Origin of the sequence: Kiritimatiella glycovorans (assembly GCF_001017655.1) — a bacterium.
GTDB classification, from domain to species: domain Bacteria; phylum Verrucomicrobiota; class Kiritimatiellia; order Kiritimatiellales; family Kiritimatiellaceae; genus Kiritimatiella; species Kiritimatiella glycovorans.
Map to the genome: position 1 here is coordinate 2,430,697 of NZ_CP010904.1, position 19,011 is coordinate 2,449,707.

General features: G+C 57.2%; 16 protein-coding genes and 1 CRISPR repeat array. Of the genes, 6 read left to right on the top strand and 10 right to left on the bottom strand.

Annotation, left to right across the window (positions count from 1 at the left end; genetic code table 11):
- Positions 1-128: 128 nt before the first annotated feature.
- A CRISPR array of direct repeats spans positions 129-2,537; the repeat unit is 29 nt; unit sequence CGGATCATCCCCACGCGTGTGGGGAGAAC.
- Positions 2,538-2,586: 49 nt separating this feature from the next.
- The 9 genes from cas2e to L21SP4_RS10205 all read right to left on the bottom strand — a co-directional run bounded on the left by cas2e (position 2,587) and on the right by L21SP4_RS10205 (position 12,088).
- Complete coding sequence (gene cas2e / locus L21SP4_RS13545; protein ID WP_082116690.1) at positions 2,587-2,919, bottom strand: type I-E CRISPR-associated endoribonuclease Cas2e; 333 nt, start codon at positions 2,917-2,919, stop codon at positions 2,587-2,589.
- The gene (cas1e, locus tag L21SP4_RS10185; RefSeq protein WP_052882552.1) at positions 2,883-3,716 is read right to left on the bottom strand and encodes a type I-E CRISPR-associated endonuclease Cas1e; all 834 of its coding nucleotides are present in this window, start codon (positions 3,714-3,716) and stop codon (positions 2,883-2,885) included. Before cas1e ends, cas2e begins: the two co-directional genes overlap by 37 nt.
- A 3-nt stretch (positions 3,717-3,719) precedes the next feature.
- Complete coding sequence (gene cas5e / locus L21SP4_RS12520) at positions 3,720-4,388, bottom strand: type I-E CRISPR-associated protein Cas5/CasD (RefSeq protein ID WP_074041463.1); 669 nt, start codon at positions 4,386-4,388, stop codon at positions 3,720-3,722.
- A complete protein-coding gene (cas7e, locus tag L21SP4_RS10195) occupies positions 4,381-5,451 on the bottom strand; it encodes a type I-E CRISPR-associated protein Cas7/Cse4/CasC (RefSeq protein WP_052882554.1) in 1,071 nt (356 codons plus the stop codon). The genes cas5e and cas7e overlap by 8 nt, the downstream gene beginning before the upstream one ends.
- 26 nt (positions 5,452-5,477) lie before the next feature.
- Complete coding sequence (cas6e, locus tag L21SP4_RS12525; RefSeq protein ID WP_074041464.1) at positions 5,478-6,071, bottom strand: type I-E CRISPR-associated protein Cas6/Cse3/CasE; 594 nt, start codon at positions 6,069-6,071, stop codon at positions 5,478-5,480.
- The gene (gene casB / locus L21SP4_RS12530; protein WP_074041465.1) at positions 6,068-6,568 is read right to left on the bottom strand and encodes a type I-E CRISPR-associated protein Cse2/CasB; all 501 of its coding nucleotides are present in this window, start codon (positions 6,566-6,568) and stop codon (positions 6,068-6,070) included. Before casB ends, cas6e begins: the two co-directional genes overlap by 4 nt.
- A gap of 134 nt (positions 6,569-6,702) precedes the next feature.
- Complete coding sequence (casA, locus tag L21SP4_RS12535) at positions 6,703-8,151, bottom strand: type I-E CRISPR-associated protein Cse1/CasA (protein WP_082116692.1); 1,449 nt, start codon at positions 8,149-8,151, stop codon at positions 6,703-6,705.
- Positions 8,129-10,696, bottom strand: a complete 2,568-nt coding sequence (locus L21SP4_RS10200) for a CRISPR-associated helicase/endonuclease Cas3 (protein ID WP_082116693.1) — start codon at positions 10,694-10,696, stop codon at positions 8,129-8,131. Before L21SP4_RS10200 ends, casA begins: the two co-directional genes overlap by 23 nt.
- A 213-nt stretch (positions 10,697-10,909) precedes the next feature.
- Positions 10,910-12,088, bottom strand: coding sequence for a helix-turn-helix domain-containing protein (locus L21SP4_RS10205; RefSeq protein ID WP_074041468.1), 1,179 nt, complete (start codon positions 12,086-12,088; stop codon positions 10,910-10,912).
- 170 nt (positions 12,089-12,258) lie between these two features.
- Here L21SP4_RS10205 and L21SP4_RS13145 point away from each other — a divergent pair, with 170 nt between their 5' ends.
- On the top strand, positions 12,259-12,417 hold the full coding sequence (locus L21SP4_RS13145; RefSeq protein ID WP_160300806.1) for a hypothetical protein: 159 nt from the start codon (positions 12,259-12,261) through the stop codon (positions 12,415-12,417).
- Positions 12,418-12,598: 181 nt separating this feature from the next.
- Here the strand turns inward: L21SP4_RS13145 and rpoN are convergent, their stop codons facing one another.
- On the bottom strand, positions 12,599-14,035 hold the full coding sequence (rpoN, locus tag L21SP4_RS10210; RefSeq protein ID WP_052882557.1) for an RNA polymerase factor sigma-54: 1,437 nt from the start codon (positions 14,033-14,035) through the stop codon (positions 12,599-12,601).
- 124 nt (positions 14,036-14,159) lie between these two features.
- Here rpoN and L21SP4_RS10215 point away from each other — a divergent pair, with 124 nt between their 5' ends.
- The 5 genes from L21SP4_RS10215 (at position 14,160) to gatB (ending at position 18,908) form a co-directional block, all read left to right on the top strand.
- Positions 14,160-14,963, top strand: coding sequence for an MBL fold metallo-hydrolase (locus L21SP4_RS10215; protein ID WP_052882558.1), 804 nt, complete (start codon positions 14,160-14,162; stop codon positions 14,961-14,963).
- A gap of 134 nt (positions 14,964-15,097) precedes the next feature.
- Positions 15,098-15,607 (top strand): hypothetical protein, encoded by a 510-nt coding sequence (locus L21SP4_RS13230; RefSeq protein ID WP_074041469.1) that lies wholly within the window; start codon positions 15,098-15,100, stop codon positions 15,605-15,607.
- Between the two features lie 72 nt (positions 15,608-15,679).
- The gene (gatC, locus tag L21SP4_RS10225; RefSeq protein WP_052882559.1) at positions 15,680-15,988 is read left to right on the top strand and encodes an Asp-tRNA(Asn)/Glu-tRNA(Gln) amidotransferase subunit GatC; all 309 of its coding nucleotides are present in this window, start codon (positions 15,680-15,682) and stop codon (positions 15,986-15,988) included.
- Positions 15,988-17,484 (top strand): Asp-tRNA(Asn)/Glu-tRNA(Gln) amidotransferase subunit GatA, encoded by a 1,497-nt coding sequence (gene gatA, locus L21SP4_RS10230; RefSeq protein ID WP_052882560.1) that lies wholly within the window; start codon positions 15,988-15,990, stop codon positions 17,482-17,484. The genes gatC and gatA overlap by 1 nt, the downstream gene beginning before the upstream one ends.
- Entirely contained in the window at positions 17,481-18,908 is a 1,428-nt protein-coding gene (gene gatB, locus L21SP4_RS10235; protein ID WP_052882561.1) for an Asp-tRNA(Asn)/Glu-tRNA(Gln) amidotransferase subunit GatB, read from the top strand. Before gatA ends, gatB begins: the two co-directional genes overlap by 4 nt.
- The last annotated feature ends 103 nt before the right edge of the window (positions 18,909-19,011 follow it).

Sequence of the window (19,011 nt, forward strand, 5' to 3'; positions counted from 1 at the left end):
CCGCGCTTAGAACTTCGTTTTTAGGGCCGTAATTGATCCCCTAAGACCAAACAAGCGATTTCAACACACGATTACTCATTCTATTTGAACCGCTTACGGGGGTCAGACCCCGTTTCACTACAGCGGCACGGATCATCCCCACGCGTGTGGGGAGAACGGTCGCGGCTAGCGCCATGAGGCTGAGGATATAGGATCATCCCCACGCGTGTGGGGAGAACTTTTCTTTGGTTGGTTATCCGATTGCATGAAGAGGATCATCCCCACGCGTGTGGGGAGAACGCTAGCGGAAATCGACAAGACACGCGCAGTGACGGATCATCCCCACGCGTGTGGGGAGAACGAAACTAAAAGCGGTGTCATTCCAAGTAAAGTCGGATCATCCCCACGCGTGTGGGGAGAACTCCCACAGGGTTTTGTCGGCGTTGTCGCTGTACGGATCATCCCCACGCGTGTGGGGAGAACATATTTTCGGAAGTTACAAGGAAAACAAATATCGGATCATCCCCACGCGTGTGGGGAGAACTCCTCAATTGGATTGTTAAGTCGAACTTGGTTCGGATCATCCCCACGCGTGTGGGGAGAACCCACGCCAAGGCGCAACGCTATTACCGACAAACGGATCATCCCCACGCGTGTGGGGAGAACCCACCATGATTTAATGAATAAACCCGATTGTTCGGATCATCCCCACGCGTGTGGGGAGAACTCCACAATTGTTACGACGAAACGCGGTATATGCGGATCATCCCCACGCGTGTGGGGAGAACTCTTTCAGGTCGGTCGCTTCTTGCGGTTCCAACGGATCATCCCCACGCGTGTGGGGAGAACGGGGGGTTGTTTTCTTGGGGAAATAAAAGCCGACCATCATCCCCACGCGTGTGGGGAGAACGGAGCAGCATGAGGCCAACGTCAATGCTCACTCGGATCATCCCCACGCGTGTGGGGAGAACGAACAGCGACTTGCGACGACGCCATGTTTTGTCGGATCATCCCCACGCGTGTGGGGAGAACCCTAATTTGCCGTTGGGTTGCCAAGGTCTTGGCGGATCATCCCCACGCGTGTGGGGAGAACTGCCCTCTATGTTCCGCACCTTCATTTTGCGCCGGATCATCCCCACGCGTGTGGGGAGAACGCATCGAATTGCAACCCTGTCGAACTCGATCTCGGATCATCCCCACGCGTGTGGGGAGAACCAGATCAGATCCGCGGAAGTGCTGGTAAAGAACGGATCATCCCCACGCGTGTGGGGAGAACGTTTGCAAGTGCTCCAGATAGGGTGAGTTTGCCGGATCATCCCCACGCGTGTGGGGAGAACGTTGTGGTGCTCATCATCATCTCTCCGTCCTCCGGATCATCCCCACGCGTGTGGGGAGAACTCGGCAGCGGCGCGGTGTACAGGGTCATCTGACGGATCATCCCCACGCGTGTGGGGAGAACTACACCCTGCGGTCCGCCATAGACCGTAAACACGGATCATCCCCACGCGTGTGGGGAGAACTAGCATCGCGCCGACGTACTGCCAATCAATGTCGGATCATCCCCACGCGTGTGGGGAGAACCTGCTAAGCAGGCAGGCATCGGGTTTAAGACACGGATCATCCCCACGCGTGTGGGGAGAACCAACACACATCACGCGGCCGTCGGCGGGTGCAGCGGATCATCCCCACGCGTGTGGGGAGAACAGTGGGTTTTTCTCTCACTGTCTAAGAGGGAACGGATCATCCCCACGCGTGTGGGGAGAACGGAGACAGGCGAAACCATACCGGGCGAAGGTGCGGATCATCCCCACGCGTGTGGGGAGAACGTTGACCGCGACCTAATCGACTACCCAGCATTCGGATCATCCCCACGCGTGTGGGGAGAACTGCACAACATTCTCGATGCGTTCAAGATAAATCGGATCATCCCCACGCGTGTGGGGAGAACTGTTCTAAAAGCGACAGACATCCAGATGCGCGCGGATCATCCCCACGCGTGTGGGGAGAACTAAAAGATGAACGGCACGTTGTTGTCCATAGCCGGATCATCCCCACGCGTGTGGGGAGAACATCGCCAGCGGCTTCTCGCAAACGTGCTTGCCCGGATCATCCCCACGCGTGTGGGGAGAACGCCAAGCGCCACGTCGGAACGGTATGGCAGAACGGATCATCCCCACGCGTGTGGGGAGAACGTCTCTCGCGTGTGCGCAAAGAAAGGGTGGAGCGGATCATCCCCACGCGTGTGGGGAGAACAAAGGCGGGGGCGGAACAGGGCACGCTGAAGTCGGATCATCCCCACGCGTGTGGGGAGAACTATTTATTACTACAGACAGACACGACAATTTACGGATCATCCCCACGCGTGTGGGGAGAACTGGCCCGTGTTATTTTTATTCATGTCTCTTTCCGGATCATCCCCACGCGTGTGGGGAGAACTTCAAAGCGTGCTTCCGTGGTGTTGTAAGTGACGGATCATCCCCACGCGTGTGGGGAGAACGGCATGGGAGGGCCTGCGGACAAGTCGGGTTTCGGATCATCCCCACGCGTGTGGGGAGAACAGCGACATTTTGTATCGCCGTTTATCTATTTACACAACATATTCGTTTTTCAAAGATCATCATCTCGCGAATCACTCCATTCTTCCGCGATTAGATAGAGGCCGGAGTACTGGCATTCTTTGCGACACGTTTTTCCGAATGTTCTGATTTTGAACCCTTGGCTTGATCTTTCTGGTGCGATAATGAGCATCCCCAGCCCTGGGGAATTACGCCGAATATACTGGATGGTCTTTTCGCGGGTTCTCATGTTGACTGAACCCACAAATACGTTTGGTTTTGGCTCGATGAACCAGCGCTTAAGATGCCCCCGAATGCGATCCGGCGTGTTGTTGCATATGATTACGGTCATCGCATATATTCCTCTATGTCGCGAGGGATGCATTGCAAAAGCTTCTTCGCTTCGATCTCCTTCTTAAGTTCGGCCAGCACTTCTGAGCTACCGGCCTCCGGATGTTTGCTGACTGCAGAAAAAGCAGCCGGAAGTGAAGTCACAGGCTTATACACATCCGCAACATCGAAGATGAACGGCCAAGTCCCGGATGTGTGTATAAATCCAAGGCTCGGGAGATATCCCATGGAACACACGATAGAAGCGGTTAAAGCGTAGAGACCTGCGTTCGCAGCAGAGACCGCTTTATTGATATTGTCCGCCACGTCCCAGTTGTCGGGATTGTACTGACGCCCTTTCCAGGAAATACCGTATCTGGCACCCATTTTTTTATATAGTGCACGAACTCGATGCCCCTCCATGCCGCGAAGTTCAGGAACGCTTTTGCCTTCTAAATCGACATCGGGAAATCGTTTTTTAAACATGCGCCTTGCAACTTCCGCGCTTCGAGATTTCGATGCATGAAGGCGACTCTGGAGACGGGCTCGACTGTTATCATGGGTGGGCGTGATCCCTGCAGCATAAAAACGAATGGACTCATCGCCCACCCAGCATACAGGCGTATTACAATCAGCGCATGCCTTTATCGCGGCATGAGTAATGGATGTTCCGGGGCCGAGCAAAACTGCACTCACCGTGGCAACGGGCACGCGCAAAACCGTACGATCGGCTCCGATCCACTTCACGCTGGAGTCATCCACCTCTATTCTTCCATGCTCGAAATAGATCGGCGTCCAGCGTTCTTTCGAAGGAGCCAGTGTCTCTTTCGGGGGTCTTTCAAAGATAGGCATGGATCAATCCAATACTTCATCCGCAACCCTACGGGTTCGAAATTCTCGCTCGAAAAAATTCACGGGGCAATCCATAAGGGATACTGATCCATCCTCGAACGAATCTGCATCGCGTACCACACGCCACCTATTTGCCGTATCTCCTTCCGGAACCATTTCGCGCAAACGAGCTTCCGCTGCTTCCTGCGAACTGAAAATACCCTCACAGACACGAGCGGCTGGCGGGCAACATTTCCGACCAAACCAGATCCCCCATCTCGGATCTTGAAGAGCATTCTCGCAGAACTGAAGTGTCGCGATACTTCCGGAAAGCAAAACCCCGAACTTGCAGTCCAGCAAATATTCCCGATCGGTGAGAATTGCGATGGATTGCTCACTTTTGCCCGAAAAAGAACACCCTGGATTCTTAGACAAATCATATCCGCCACCTACCGTATGATAATCAATCATACGCTCTCCGGAATTCCTCAAGGTGTATACCCTCATTCTCAATCCCGCAAGCCGGGCAATCCCGTTTTCATCATCGCGCTCAATACCGCACGCAGCGCAGAGCATACCGACAATTCCGCTCTTGACGGGCCAGCTTGCACTTGCTCTTCGATTATAACGGCTGGAATACCCCCAAGCCTGCATGGGAGCATCCAGATAGAGTAACAGGCATTTATCAGACATTCTCAACCAGCCCCCTGCAGAAGTTATCCAGTGATTTCTCCGGAATCCACAGCGCCGTCACAGGTTCATAGCCATAGGTATCCCGCATCCACTCGAATTTTTCCTTCATCCTTTTCACAGAGTTTTCGATATAGCCGTCCCCCCCGGCGTCAACGGTTCTTTCAAACGCGTTTGCCAGTGAGACAGGTTGACCTTCCCTGACGGTGCCAAGCACACACTCCGGGGGGTTAAAGCCCATCATAGAATTCTTTCGCGCATGGGGAACCGCGAGAAGCGCTGCCCGAATGAAGGACTCTATAACCTGACTGAACTCCTCATCCGCCAGACAACCCAGATGCGACTCACTTCTGAGGAGATCAAGGTTCAAGGCCATATAGCGATAATAGCAGGCCGAATTAAACTCATTCGCCCCCATGTGTCCGACGCCTTCGATATCCTCCGGATTACAATCGTCGACCGCTGTGAAAAAATCGATCTCGTTGCTTACGCGGTGCGTAGAAATAGCGTGACTAAACATACCGGCGCCTTCCAGTGTAAGCGAATGATCGTCGGCCACCATTCGCCCAAATATCGATATATCAGCCTTGTCATGAACCGGTATCGATGTATCATCCTTGTCACGAACCGGGCCTCTCAGGGTCTGGATCGCCGTCCTGACCTTCTTTTTGACGTCCTGCTCTTTGCAGTAGGCGCTCGCAAGCGCTTCAACCTCCATGGGCGTGATATAAAATAGCGTCTTTACCGCGCCCTCGTGTTTTTTATCCTTTTTACCCAATCCGCCTTTCACCAAGTCTTCCGCCGCTTTCGCGGCGGCATCTTCGTCAAATCCCTCTTTGACAAGTGCATCCTTGAGAGCCGGAATAATATAGCGAGTCCGGTCTCCTCCAAAGAACTCCGAAGCAGTTTCCTTTGCCATCATTCGAATGGCGCGCTTCCAGCACTGCGAGCTGACCCGGGCACGCTGTACGCCGCCGAAAACGGCTGTCTTCGGTGCTCCCACGTCGTCGCGATTCAGACAACTCACGGGGAATGATTGCAGGATGTGAAGTTCGAGCGTCTTCATGTCTATTCTCCTTTTCTCTTTATTGTTTAGTTCGCCGGACCCAGCACAAGCAGGCCGAAGCCGAACGCCTTGGCACTGCCTATGCCTTTTTTGAAACATTCTTTAAATCGCTCTCGATTCTCAACGGCCAGTAAGCCCTGATAATCGACACGCTTGTGATTACCGCGGCGTCCCTTTTTGATAAAAGGCTGATTAATCGGAGGGCCTATCTGCGTAGCTGGCCAGTTTACAGCAAACCCACCCTGCTCTGCTTTTCTGTTCAGCCAGGCCTTCAGTTCGGATTCCTCATATATCGCAGTGCGTGTACCATTTTTGCGACCCTCCCGCTTTCGCTTAACAGTCGGATTTGCGCACAACTGAAACCTATAGACGGGACGGCCGAGAAAAGACTCGGGAACGCGTTTCGTCTCCCACGCTCCCCAATCCGGAATTTGGGGTACGCTTTCAGAAAGCAGGTAAAGCCTGAATCCGCCGTCACATGAATCTACGCGATACAGAAAATCCCTTGTATCGTTCTGAGGGAAGACCTTCCAAAGGGCACGGTGCCACGAATAACTGTCTTTGATTCGCAGCCGCACCGCAGTGCGAAAATCAATTCGAATACGCGTCAGGACACTCATTTCCGACCTCCTTCTGCCCCCCAGTAGGACGAAGCCCATTTTAACTTCGGCGGATACTCGCCCTCCCACCAAAACAGATCACAATAAAGCTGTTTGTAGTTTACGGGTATATTGCTGGATTTTGCCGCACGAACAAACCCGGCCATCCAGTTGCATATCTCTTCCGTAGTCTGGCAGGAAATTAAACGCCGAAACCTTGCCTCAAAAGAAGACAAACCGTCCTTACCATTCATCCCAATCGCTATTTGACGCATAACTGTCCCCATATTTCCGTATACTGCTTCCTCGGGGTGCGTGGCGTACGCGGCACATACCGTTTGCACAGGAGTGCGGCTCTTATCCTCATCCAGTTGACAATACCCTGCGATGTGCGGCCATGCGCGATGTTGTTTTGCGCGACTGAATCCGCAGCGCAGGTCTGCCATAAGTCCACGATCCTTCCTGTTGCTTCGTAAAAAGTTCATCAGACCCTCAGACTTCTCCTGCACGGTTTTCATATGCCCTCCTTCCGTCGGTCTTTATTAATGCGGATACCGGAGCCTGCAATCCAAGGCCCTTCCTTGCGTCTTGTCAGTATAGCTCACGCAAGAAAATGATCTGCGGATACAATTTTTATATCTAACGCTCATGATCACCCTTCACGGTCTTCAAGCTTCAATAATTTTATTGCTCGAGCGTATGCCTGAATCTGACGTGGTGTTTCATGGGGACAGGATTGTTTAAACGCGGAATGCATGGCGTGATGCAGCAACCTCTTCCATGCATCAAGATTTTGCTCACTGGCCGAAGCGATAGAGACAAGCATCTGATATTTCGAATCCAAAACACTCCAGTAGCGCAGAGCCGCCGTCTTAAAATAACCCCTGGAACTTGAGTTTAGCATCTTTGCATAGCTGTACTTATTACCTTGAACCGCCTTTTTGAGTGTCGCTTCGCCTTTGGATGCAAGAGCCGTTCCCTGGGCATATTTCGCAAGAGCCGCCTTCCCGAGGAATGAGGCGGGAAACGAAAAGGTCCATTCGGCCATGTCGTATATTTTAGCCGCGCGTGCGCCCATCGCCAGCCCCCCGCACCAGATATCGACGGTCGAGTTTCCTGCATGCTCGAGATTGAGCAGGTTACATGGCGGCAAGCTTTCTGTTTTATTGTGAAGAGCCAAGATGCTTGCCAGCTCCCGCCAGACGTGTTTCGAGGGTTCGACATTTATGTACCGATGAGAACCTTTTGCTGAATATCTTATGGGCACATAGGGATCCCGGAAAGAACCTGCTTCATTTGAATACACATATTTTTTCGGGACCGGACCAATTATGCAGGACGTATCCTCACCATCGCCATGAAGCAAAACGAGCCTGGTCAGCGGAGTGGTTCGCCCCAAATAAGAAGAATAGGCATTATAGAACGCCTTGTCATCATTTGGAGATTTCGGCATAAATTCCCATACGGGCGTTCCCCATTCCGTGGAAATCTGCGACTTCGGTAAAAGATTAAGCCAGAGAGTTCCAAGTAAATTCTCACCCCTGATATATAGGTAAAGATTATTGAAGCATGGAGCGGCAAACGTAGACTCAGAGCTTCTTACACCAGCCCACACCGACTGCCCGATCTTTCCGCCCGCTGAGAAATTCTGGAATACAAGCAACGCCAAAGCCTTTTGCGCATCCGTAAACCTTCGTCCCTCCTCAGCCCTTTGTCCCAGAAATATGGGATTCTCACCGATCGATGTTTCGAACAATTTATCTAGTGACGCTTCCCTGTCTGCCGACAAGCCGGGTATTTGAAGAAATGGGTGATGACCGTACAGATCAAATATTCCAGCGCGTGAGAACAGATAATGACGGGATTCGGATCTGATGCGATTACGACATGTTCGCAACTCCTGTTCATCTTCCGGTCCCGCTAAAGCCGCTTGAGTAATGCACAGAAGCATTCGCATTAATGCTATGCGCTGCGGGGGATTAACACCCAGGTCATGAATCTTTTCAGCGTCGCGGTAAAGCGCATCCAGCGAAATCATTTCTGACTGCCCGTTTGCAAATATGATGGGTATCCAGGGATCAGTAATAAGATTCATTTTCATCCTCCATTTCGGTCGAATACGATAACGCGGATCCTCTGCACGGCCGCTTGTATACCCCTACGTCTCTGCGGTATCCCCACGGCACTTCGGCTCCCCTCAAATCGACTACCACGTTGTCTTCTTCGCCGTTCTTAAGAATGAGCACCCAAAGCGGACCGTATACCAACGATCTCAACCAGGGAGGCGGCATCGGTCTGAATCCGTGTCGGGCCGGAAGCGCCACGATACTTTGATGAAGGAGAACGGCCTTACCGTAATCTCGCTCACCTGAATGTACTTTGATTCTCTCGCCATTGCACAGGGTCAGATCGGCAGCGTTCCCTAAATCATCGCATTGGCGCAGAATGAGTGCCGGAAGGGTCGGACGTTCACTGTAACGGGTCGGGGCTCGATTTTCATCGTCCTCTCCGCAATACAGCGTGGTGGCCCCGAGGGCTGCCTCAGCCAGTTTTCGGCGCTTCTCGTCCAGTTCGCCTTTCAATTCCGTAGCCCACTCCGGACAGAGAGCGGAGTCGTCGTAGGTTTGCTTCAGCAAAGCACGCACATCGCCAGGCAGCGATACGGAGGACTTTGAAAGCCACACCTCAAGCGTCTTCCACAGGATGTAGGGAGCATACACAAACCGACTGGAACCCACATCTTCACAGAAATCCTCAGCCTTCTCCCACTCGAGTATATTCGGACCATAAATCCATACCTTTCCGCAACCCTCCGGGCGCTCCTTTCGCTCATGGCGACAAATTCGCCCCATACGCTGTAACAGCATATCCGTAGGAGCCAGCTCTGTGACCAGCATATCGGCATCGATATCGACGCTCTGCTCAACAACCTGCGTGGCTACCAGTATACAGCCTCGGGGACGAGGACCGTTTTTACCCAAAGCTTCCATCCATTTATCTTCGAGCTCGGCGCGTCGAAATGCGGGAAACCGAGAATGCAGCAAACCCGTCTCAAATGAATCTTCCCGCCTTTCTCCGTTAATTTTTCGGAAAATCTCTTGGGCATGTGCGACCGTATTGGCAATCCAAAGCACACAAGCTTTCGCCTCGGCCGCCTTTACGGCCTCTGCAACCAGTTGATCCTTTTCGGAACCGCGATATCGCAAGGCCAAGGATCTGTCCTCAGTTCCAGGCAACACAAAGGAGCGATGCGCAGTAGATGCCACCGGGTAAGCCTCTGTCGACGAACCTGCCACCCTGAAGGCCTTGCGGCGTTCGGCCGTCAACGTTGCCGAGAGAATTATGACCGAGCACCCTATATTCAATAACTCGTCTACGAGGCAGTCGAACAATGTTCCGGTATAAGAGTCATAACTGTGGACCTCATCAAGAATAACCACCTTGCCGGCCAGCCCGAAGGTACGTACGAAGTGGTGTTTGACCCGCAGTACACTCATCAGCGCCTGATCAATTGTTCCCACCCCGAACGGCGCGAGCAATGCACGCTTGCTTGGATGAAACCAGCTCTTCCCTGCCCTGAAGGCTATTGCTCTGGACTCGAGATTCATCCAGGCATGACCATGAGCAAGGTTCACAAAGCCGTGACCGTCCAGAATCCGCCCCATAAAAGACTGGACCCGCTTATGAATCCGGTAGCTGGTCAACCGTGTCGGCAAGCCGAAATAGAGTCCCCTATTCTTTCCGGTACTCATTAGTTTATAGGCCGCGTATAACGCGGCTTCCGTTTTGCCTAACCCCGTCGGCGCTTCCAGCACATAAGCACCGCGCTCGTCTACGCAGTCAATAAAAGCTCGCTGCATTGCATTAGGTGAAAATGGAAATACGTCGGAAAATTCCAGATCTGACCGCAGCCGAAAGTCCGACCAGCCACATTCATCCAGGGCCTGTTCTACCCGCCGGTTCAAATCCTCCCGCCCAACCTCGCCCCTTTCGGGAAAAAAAGTATCATTCGAGGCAATCCAGTCCGAAACACAGGTCAAGCCCGCAAGAAGTTTGATCTGTGCGGGAAGAGGCGGTTCATCGGGCAATCGCGACCCAAAGCGACCAAAAAGCGTGTCGATAAATTTCTTTCGTTCCCGAGCCCATCCCGGACCACCGTAGACTTCACACCCCTCGTTCTGCGGATAGCTTCTGGTCCCATGATGACTGCCGATTGATTCAGCCCACGCCAGCCAGTTCTCGGACTTACCCCGTTGCTTTGCCCAGGCCCGAAAAGCCGCCTCGCCGATTTCCGCATGATTTCTCGTCCACCCCGAAGCCTCTGTATCCATTTCGGCTAGAGCGGGACATAACCCCTGCAGAGCCGTATTAGAGCAATGCTTGAGAAAGCCGGGAGACCCCTTGCCCACGTCATGAAGAGAGACAAGAAAAGGGAGGTAGGTATTCCTGAAAAACTCAAACCCCAACCTTGAGCAGCAACGCGCCGCCACGTAACCACTGATTACACAGTGATCAAATAATGACATGCCGGCACCGCCATCAGTCGAAGATTTAGCGTACCAATCTCGCCCTAAAACCAGAGGATAGTTTCGGGCAGCCTTTCCTGCGGAATCCGCATTTCCGGCACTCACACTGAAGCGAGACATGTTTCGCTCCGATAGCTCTCATTTGAAGCAGCCGCGATTTCGTTTCCTGCTATTGCTTGCACGACATGGATTGCTCTGGGCAGCCACTCCCCTGCCTTTTCATCGCGTAAAAAGTCTTTACGGAAGTCATCTGTACTCCCGGCTTCGATTGTATTGAGAAGGTACATCACTACCCCCGTGCGTTTTCAGCTTTTCGCCAAATCAAAATATTAATCAGCAGGTGACCCCTAAAGATTTAAATGTCCTCTCTATTACCGAAATCTCTTCCGCACCCGGACACCGTTCTTTTGCACGCACAAGCAAATCGCCAAGACGACCATTGGGGGTGAGTATTCGTTGGCTTGAGTCGGGCTCCGAGTAATCTGTTTCGCGGTAATGAAGCTCAATGCGATGCTTGATATCGCGTTCCAACTCTGGCCTGATCAGTTCAAGCTCGCCAAGGCGATACAGAAAACTTTCGGCGGAAACACCAAATCGATGCTTGAGTCGGAGCAGCAAGGTATACGTCCACTCCTGCGGCTTTATGGCAAGCTGGTGCACGCTATTCCGGACTGCGGAAGCAGGCATCAAAAACTGGCCTGCAAAGAATCGGGCTGCGCGATGCTCGTTAAGCGGTTTCCCGCGTCTGTCAACAACTTCATCAGCTTGACAAGGCGTCTTCAAATCGCGCAACCGGGTGAAACAGTAAATTCGCCCCAACTCGTAGAGCAGAAGAAAAAGCTGGCGCTCAGCATTCAGCTCGGAATGTATAAAAATCACTGCATTCGCATTGGCGGCATCGTAACAGGAAAAGCTCTGCCCTCCGTCCTCCTCCAGCGTACAGAAAATAATGCGCAACCCCGCGTTTTCAAGAAGCTCCAGATAATCAAAAATTACCGCCTCGCTCACTCCAAGTATTCGCCGCACCGAACCGGCCAGCTCCCTGAGTCCTTCCACGGAAAAAACAAAGGGCAGCCGGAGCGGGACGGTTGCCGACTTGCGAGCTCCCGCCAGGTCTTCCAGCGCCAACACACTGTCCGTAAGTCGACCAAGCTTTCTCAGTGTTTCGTCCGCAATCTCTGCCCTTTCACTTCCACTCCTGACCAATTCCGCCGCCGGCCCGAGAGAGTCATCGGCAGCTGCCGCAACATACCCTCCAGGGCCTCCCGCAGCTTCGCCGCTCATCATCTTCGCGCCCCCCCCCGATTCAAAAAACGCATCCACCGGCACATCCAGCACCTCCGCCATATTACAGAGCACCGGTGCCGACGGAAGATTGTGCCCGCGCTCGATATTGCTGACCGGGCCCGGACGCATGTCGAGACGGCGCGCGAACTCGACCTGGCTCAAGTGTCGTCTCCTCCGGATCGCGCGCACGTTTTCTCCTATGCTCTGACAGGATTTTGAATTCATTATTCATGAATATATGAATTGCATGGGCTGTGTCAAGCACATATCTTTATATATATATGAATATTGAGGAAAGGAGACGGCGCAATGGACTGGTTCAGCCTCTATGTCGCGAACGAGGCGCGCAAGACGCGCAGAGATCAGCGGCGCATTGCAAAGCAGAACAAAAAATCATGAGGAGCAATTCACGTCCCGTCGCCCCGGCCGGAGGAGACGCGGGTTCAGGGATCGGATGCGCCGTACTTATCATCCTGCCGGCGGCGCTGTTCGGCCTCTACTGGATCATTAAGTCGATCTCCATCATCGCGCGCACGTTCACGGACGGGTTCTGACCCCGCCCGGAGGGACGGGTAATACTTGATGGTCCGGATGGACCCACACAGGAGGAGGCAGCACTCCCCTCAACCCACCTTCATGCTCTTCATGTGCTTCATGGTCTGCCCCCACCTCGAACCCGATAGCGATGCACACCAGGTCTCACTCAGGCTTCCGGCTCGCACTCTTCTGCAAGGCTTATCGTTTGCGCCGAAGGTTGGAGGGCAGGATGTTGAGCTGTTCGCGGTATTTGGCGACGGTGCGGCGGGCGATTTCCAAACCCTGCTCCCTGAGCTTCTCCGCTATGGCCTGGTCGGAGAGCGGGCGGGCGGGGTCCTCCTGTTCCACCAGGCGCGAGAGCGCGGCTTTCACGCCCTCGTTCGAGACCTCCGTCCCGTCCGCGCGGCGGTAGCCGGTGCGGAAGAAGAATTTCATCTCGTAGGTCCCCAGCGGCGTCTGGATGTATTTGTTCGACGTCGCGCGGCTCACGGTGGTCTCGTGCACACCCAGTTTCGCGGCGACGTCCGACATCCGCAGCGGCTTGAGGTGCGACACGCCGTGTTCGAAAAAGTCGCGCTGAACGCGGACGATCTCGAGCGCGATCTTGTAGAGGGTCTGCTGGCGCTGATCGATGCTCTTGATCAGCAGCATCCCGCCCCTGATCTTTTCGCGGACGTATTTTTTTACGTCCTGCGCGGTCGACGGATCTTCAAGCAGCTTCCGGTAGTAGCGGCTGATACGGACCGGAGGGATGTACTCGTCCTTCTGCCGGACCACGTACTCGCCGTCCACCTTCTGAATGCTCAGTTCCGGCACGACGTATTCCGCGCGCTCGGAACTGAACTTCCTCCCCGGCCTGGGTTCCAGCGTGGAGATAAAGCGGGCCAGCGAGTCGACCCGCGCGGCAGAAATATCCATCGTTCTGGCGATCTCGTCATACTTATGTGCACCCAGCAGATCGAGATGATGCTCCACCAGCGTCCATACGGGATCGCCCGGCTTTTTCCCCAGCCGGTCGAGCTGGATCAGGAGACATTCCTGTACGGTTCGCGCCCCCACGCCGAGCGGATCGAAATCCTGGATCACCTTCAGGACGCGCTCCAGACGGTCGCAGGCCACCCCGGTATTCCTCTCGAACTCCTCAGGATCGCTGGAGAGATAACCGTCGTCGTCGATGCTCCCGATCAGCAGCTCGCCGACCTTGCGCTCCGATGCGTCCACATCGGACAGCGTGAGCTGGTGCATCAGGTGTTCCTGCAGCGAAAGCGATTCGGTCACCGAATCCAGAAAATACTGCCGCTTTTCCTCGGCGTCCTGCGACGAGGGCATCACCGCCCGGTTCTGGCGGAAGTAGTCGCGCCACTCGTCGTCGAGCTGCGCGAGCTGCGCGAATTCGTCGGCGAAATCTTCTTCCAGCTCCCGCTCGATATCGCTGGTCCCCGGCTCCACCTCGACCTGCTCGGTCTCCTCCGCGGGGGGCTCCTCGAGCGTGGGGTTCTGCTCCATCTCGCGGCGGATCAGGGCGCGAAGATCCAGCACCGGAACCTGCAGCACCTCCAGCGACTGGCGCAGGTGGGGGGCGAGCACCTGTTGAAGCTGCTGAGTCTGACTCTGAGTTAGAACCTGCTGCGCCATGCGAAAATCAGTTCCGATTTGATTGGATCCCGGCGAAAGGTTAATAGAGAGAAGGTCCGGGAACAATCTTAATGAAGACCCGGTTCGTCGATACACGCGGTCGGACCGGACGGCGGGGAGACCCATGGCGCTGGAACTTTCCATCATCGCAAGCGGCAGCACCGGCAACTGCCTCTACGTGGGCACGGAGCAGACACGCGTGCTGATCGACGCCGGGATCAGCGGACGCCGCATCGTTCAGGGGCTCGAGGAGGCGGGCATCGATCCCGCGTCGATCCAGGCCCTCTGCGTAAGCCATGAACATGCCGACCACATCCAGAGCGTAGGCGTGCTGCACCGTCGTTTCGGCATGGACCTGTTCACGAACCGCGGCACGCTCGAAGGGCTCGGAGAACACAAGGTACTGCCCTGGAACCTTTTTTCCACCGGCCACGCCTTCGGGATCGGCGACCTCGTGATCGAGCCGTTCTCCGTCTCCCACGACGCCCGCGAGCCGGTGGGGTTCACGATCACCAGCGGCGCGACGCGCATCGGGATCGCCACGGATCTCGGCGTGGCCACACACCTCATCCGCGAACGCCTCAAGCAGTGCCGGGTGATCGTCTGCGAATCGAATCACGATCCCCTCCTCCTCCGGAACAGCCAGCGTCCCTGGCATACGAAAAAACGGATCGCCGGCCGCCAGGGCCATCTCTCCAACGAGGCCGCTGCGGAACTGATCAGCGGCGTGGCGGGAGAAAACGACCGCCTGGAACGGGTCTACCTCGCCCACCTCAGCGCGGAATGCAACCGCCCCGAACAGGCGGCGAAACACATGCGCCGCGCCCTCGACGACGCCGGCCACTCCCGTGTGGCCGTGGAACTCACCGCCCCCGACCGCCCCGCCAGGGTATGGAGAGAAGACGAGACCGGCCGCGATCGCGATTGAAACACGCCCCCCTGAGTATGCCATCGGGACACCCCATCCGGATCGCGCTCCCGCTCGCTATCGCGGCCTCCTTAAATAGAGACATCCCCTCCGTCGCAAGCCTGAAAACCGATGAGCCGGGACGGATTCGCAGCATGCTGGAATTTATCGGGAAATCTCCCGTGGACGGAATCAACTACAGCTCCCTTTCAAAGAATGCCGGGATCACCAAGTACAAGGCCCGACAGTACGTGCAGCTTCTTGAAAAAGCCTTCATCCTGCACCAGGTATTCCCGGCGGGAACCAATGTCCTGCGCGAACCCAAAGTGCTGATGGCGCTCCCGTACCGCCTTCTCTTCCGCCCATGGCGCGAGGCCCTGGGCGGCCTCCGGGAGGATTTTTTCGCCGGGGCCATGGAGCAGACGGAGACATCCTTCGCCTACCTCAAAAGCACGCGCGGCAAAAAGACCCCGGACTTTCTCATAGACGACCCATCGTGGAAAAAAACCGTGATCGAGATCGGAGGCAGGGGCAAGGGAAGAGAACAGTTCAAGGGAGTCGAGACCGGCCGCAAGATCATCCTCTCCCATGGCGGGGACACCGACGGGCTCAAGCGGCCGCTGTTCATGCTCGGTTATCTCGATCAGCGGGACAATTCCATTTGATTTCGCCGCGCGCATTCTTAGTATCGCCCCTTTCGAACGGCGGAGATTTGAATCCTTTACGGAAGCACCGACATGAAGTCCCGACCCGGAAACAACTCCGAAATAGACATCGCCTACGTCGCGGAGCTGGCGCGGATCGATCTGACCGATGAAGAGCAAACGGTTTTTCAGGATCAGCTCGACCGCGTGATCGACTACGTGCGCCACCTCGAGGAACTCGACGTCGAAGGCATCGACCCCACCGCGCACGCGGTCCCGCGCTACAATGTCCTGCGCGCGGATGAACCCGCACCGTCGATCGACCGGCGCGCCATGCTGGACAACGCCCCCGCCGCCACCCGCGATCAGGTGCGCGTGCCCAAGATCCTGGAGAACAGCTGATGGCGGATCTTCACACGCTCACCCTGTCGGAACTGCGCACCCGTCTGGCCACGGGCGACTGCAGCGCGGCGGAGGCGGCAGAAGCCGTGCTCGCCGCAATCGGGCGCGGCGACGCGCGCCTCGGCGCCTATGTGCGCGTGGACCGCGAACGGGTCCTCGAACAGGCGCGGGCGGCGGACGAACGGCGGGCGGCGGGCGAGACCGCCCCGCTGCTGGGCGTGCCGGTCGCGATCAAGGACGTGCTCAACGTGCGCGGCGAAGCGTGCACCTGCGGTTCGCGGATCCTGGAGGGCTACACGGCCCCCTACGACGCGACCTGCGTGGCGAAGCTGCGCGAAGCGGGCGCGGTCCTGCTCGGGCGCGTGAACATGGACGAGTTCGCGATGGGCTCGAGCACGGAGAACTCCGCGCTCCGGACCACGCGCAATCCCTGGGACCCCGGGCGCGTCCCGGGCGGATCGAGCGGCGGCTCCGCGGCGGGCGTCGCGGGCGGCCTCGCCGTCGCCTCGCTCGGCTCCGACACCGGCGGATCGATCCGCCAGCCGGCCGCCTTCTGCGGATGCGTCGGACTCAAACCCACCTACGGCCGCGTCTCGCGCTACGGCCTGACCGCCTTCGCCTCCTCGCTCGACCAGGTCGGACCCGTCACCCGCAGCGTCCAGGACGCCGCGCTCCTGCTGGGGGCGATCGCCGGCCACGATCCCCGCGACACGACCTCGCTCGACGCGCCCGTCCCCGACTACACGGAAGCCCTGGCGTCCGGGACGGACCTCAAGGGCATGACGCTCGGCCTGCCCCGCGAATACTTTGTCGAAGGTCTCGACCCCGAGATCGAGTCCGCCGTCCGCGCGGCGGTCGACCACTGCCGCACCCTCGGCGCGGAGATCCGCGAAGTCAGCCTCCCCCGCACCCGCTACGCCATCTCGGCCTATTACATCATCGCCCCGGCCGAGGCCTCGGCCAACCTGGCGCGCTTCGACGGCATCCGCTACGGAAACCGCGTCGAAGGCGCCTCGCCGATCGAACTCTACCGGCGCACGCGCGCCGCCGGTTTCGGCCCCGAGGTGAAGCGGCGGATCATCCTCGGCACCTACGTGCTGAGCAGCGGGTATTACGACGCCTATTACCTGCGCGCGCAGAAAACCCGCACGCTGGTGCGCGAGGACTTCAGGGACGCCTTCGGCCAGTGCGACGCGCTGCTGACGCCGTGCACGCCCACCCCGCCCTACCGGATCGGGGAGAAGACGGACGATCCGCTCGCCATGTATCTCGACGACGTGCTGACCACGCCGGCCTCGCTGGCAGGCATCTGCGGACTCTCGGTCCCGTGCGGATTCACGGACGCCGGCCTGCCGGTCGGACTGCAGATCCTGGGACCGCAGCTCGGCGAGGAGACGGTCCTCCGGGTCGGGCATGCCTACGAGCAGAGCACGGAATGGCACACCCGCCGGCCGCCCGGATTCGGCGGGACGGACGCTGCGGGAGGTGCCGCATGAACTACGAGGCGGTCATCGGACTCGAGGTGCACGTCCAGCTCAGGACCCGGACCAAGATCTTCTGCGGCTGCCGGGTGCACGACGAGGAGGCCGCGCCGAACACGCACGTCTGCCCCGTCTGCCTCGGCTACCCCGGCGCGCTGCCGGTGCTCAACGCGCGCGCCGTGGAACTCTGCTGCCGCGCCGGGCTGATGCTCGACTGCACCCTCAACCGCATCAGCAAGTGGGACCGGAAGAACTACTTCTATCCCGACATGCCCAAGAACTACCAGATCTCGCAGTACGACCTGCCGCTCTGCCTCGGCGGGCGCGTGGAGGCGGAGGTCGGCGGCGAACACCGCAGTTTCCCGCTCACGCGCATCCACCTCGAGGAGGACGTCGCCAAGAACACCCACGTCGGGACGGCCAGCCTGATCGATTTCAACCGCGCGGGGACCCCGCTGATGGAGATCGTCAGCGAACCCTGCATGCAGACGCCGGACGATGCGATGGCCTTTCTGACCGGGCTGAAGCAGATTCTCCAGTACGGGGGGATCAGCGACTGCGACCTCGAGAAGGGCAACATGCGCTGCGACATCAATGTCAGCGTCCGCCCGCAGGGCGAGACGAAACTGGGCATCAAGGCCGAGATCAAGAACATGAACACGTTCAAGGGCGTCCATAACGCCCTCGAATACGAGATCCGCCGCCAGATCGACGAACTCGGACGCGGGCTCACACTCCGGCAGGAGACGCGGCGCTGGGACCCGGACAGCGCGACCACTTCGGCGATGCGCACCAAGGAGGAAGCCCACGACTACCGCTACTTCCCCGAGCCCGACCTGCTGCCGGTGCAACTCAGCGAAGAGGGTATCGAGGCCTGGCGCGCGGACCTCCCCGAGCTTCCCGCCCACCGCAGGGAACGCTACGTCTCCGAGCTGGGGCTGCCCGAATACGACGCCGGGGTGCTGGCGGCGGACAAGGCCGTGGCGGATTTCTTCGACGCGGCACTGGAGGCGGGGGCCGCGCCGAAGGCGGCCTCGAACTGGCTCATGGGCGAGATGCTCCGCCTGCTCTCCGAAGAGGACCGGACGATCGGCGACGCGTCGGTCACCCCGGAACACCTCGCCGAACTGATCCGGATGATCGACGAAAAGACGATCAGCCACAGCGCGGCCAAAGAGGTCTTCGAGACTCTCTTCCGCGAGGGCGGCGATCCGCGCGCGATCGTCGAGGAACGCGGCATGGCGCAGGTCAGCGAGGATTCGGCCCTCGAACCGTGGGCCGATCAGGTCATCGCCGAAAACCCCGGCCCGGCCGAAGACTACCGCAACGGCAAGGAGGCCTCGATTAACTTCCTCATGGGCCAGGTCATGAAACTCAGCCGGGGCAAGGCCAACCCGCCCGCCGTGATCGAGATCCTGAAAAAGAAGCTCGGCGGCTGATCCGACGCTCCCGGTCTGGGAAACGCGGGAAACGGGATGCGGAAGATCGCAAGGGGATTCACCATGAAGGCCATGAAGGGGTGAACATAATTCGTACTCTTAC

Excerpts from the sequence above, each read along its gene's own strand:
- cas2e (WP_082116690.1), bottom strand. The coding sequence starts at position 2,919 with ATGCATCCCTCGCGACATAGAGGAATATATGCGATGACCGTAATCATA.
- cas1e (WP_052882552.1), bottom strand. The coding sequence starts at position 3,716 with ATGCCTATCTTTGAAAGACCCCCGAAAGAGACACTGGCTCCTTCGAAA.
- cas5e (WP_074041463.1), bottom strand. The coding sequence starts at position 4,388 with ATGTCTGATAAATGCCTGTTACTCTATCTGGATGCTCCCATGCAGGCT.
- cas7e (WP_052882554.1), bottom strand. The coding sequence starts at position 5,451 with ATGAAGACGCTCGAACTTCACATCCTGCAATCATTCCCCGTGAGTTGT.
- cas6e (WP_074041464.1), bottom strand. The coding sequence starts at position 6,071 with ATGAGTGTCCTGACGCGTATTCGAATTGATTTTCGCACTGCGGTGCGG.
- casB (WP_074041465.1), bottom strand. The coding sequence starts at position 6,568 with ATGAAAACCGTGCAGGAGAAGTCTGAGGGTCTGATGAACTTTTTACGA.
- casA (WP_082116692.1), bottom strand. The coding sequence starts at position 8,151 with ATGAAAATGAATCTTATTACTGATCCCTGGATACCCATCATATTTGCA.
- L21SP4_RS10200 (WP_082116693.1), bottom strand. The coding sequence starts at position 10,696 with ATGTCTCGCTTCAGTGTGAGTGCCGGAAATGCGGATTCCGCAGGAAAG.
- L21SP4_RS10205 (WP_074041468.1), bottom strand. The coding sequence starts at position 12,088 with ATGAATTCAAAATCCTGTCAGAGCATAGGAGAAAACGTGCGCGCGATC.
- L21SP4_RS13145 (WP_160300806.1), top strand. The coding sequence starts at position 12,259 with ATGAGGAGCAATTCACGTCCCGTCGCCCCGGCCGGAGGAGACGCGGGT.
- rpoN (WP_052882557.1), bottom strand. The coding sequence starts at position 14,035 with ATGGCGCAGCAGGTTCTAACTCAGAGTCAGACTCAGCAGCTTCAACAG.
- L21SP4_RS10215 (WP_052882558.1), top strand. The coding sequence starts at position 14,160 with ATGGCGCTGGAACTTTCCATCATCGCAAGCGGCAGCACCGGCAACTGC.
- L21SP4_RS13230 (WP_074041469.1), top strand. The coding sequence starts at position 15,098 with ATGCTGGAATTTATCGGGAAATCTCCCGTGGACGGAATCAACTACAGC.
- gatC (WP_052882559.1), top strand. The coding sequence starts at position 15,680 with ATGAAGTCCCGACCCGGAAACAACTCCGAAATAGACATCGCCTACGTC.
- gatA (WP_052882560.1), top strand. The coding sequence starts at position 15,988 with ATGGCGGATCTTCACACGCTCACCCTGTCGGAACTGCGCACCCGTCTG.
- gatB (WP_052882561.1), top strand. The coding sequence starts at position 17,481 with ATGAACTACGAGGCGGTCATCGGACTCGAGGTGCACGTCCAGCTCAGG.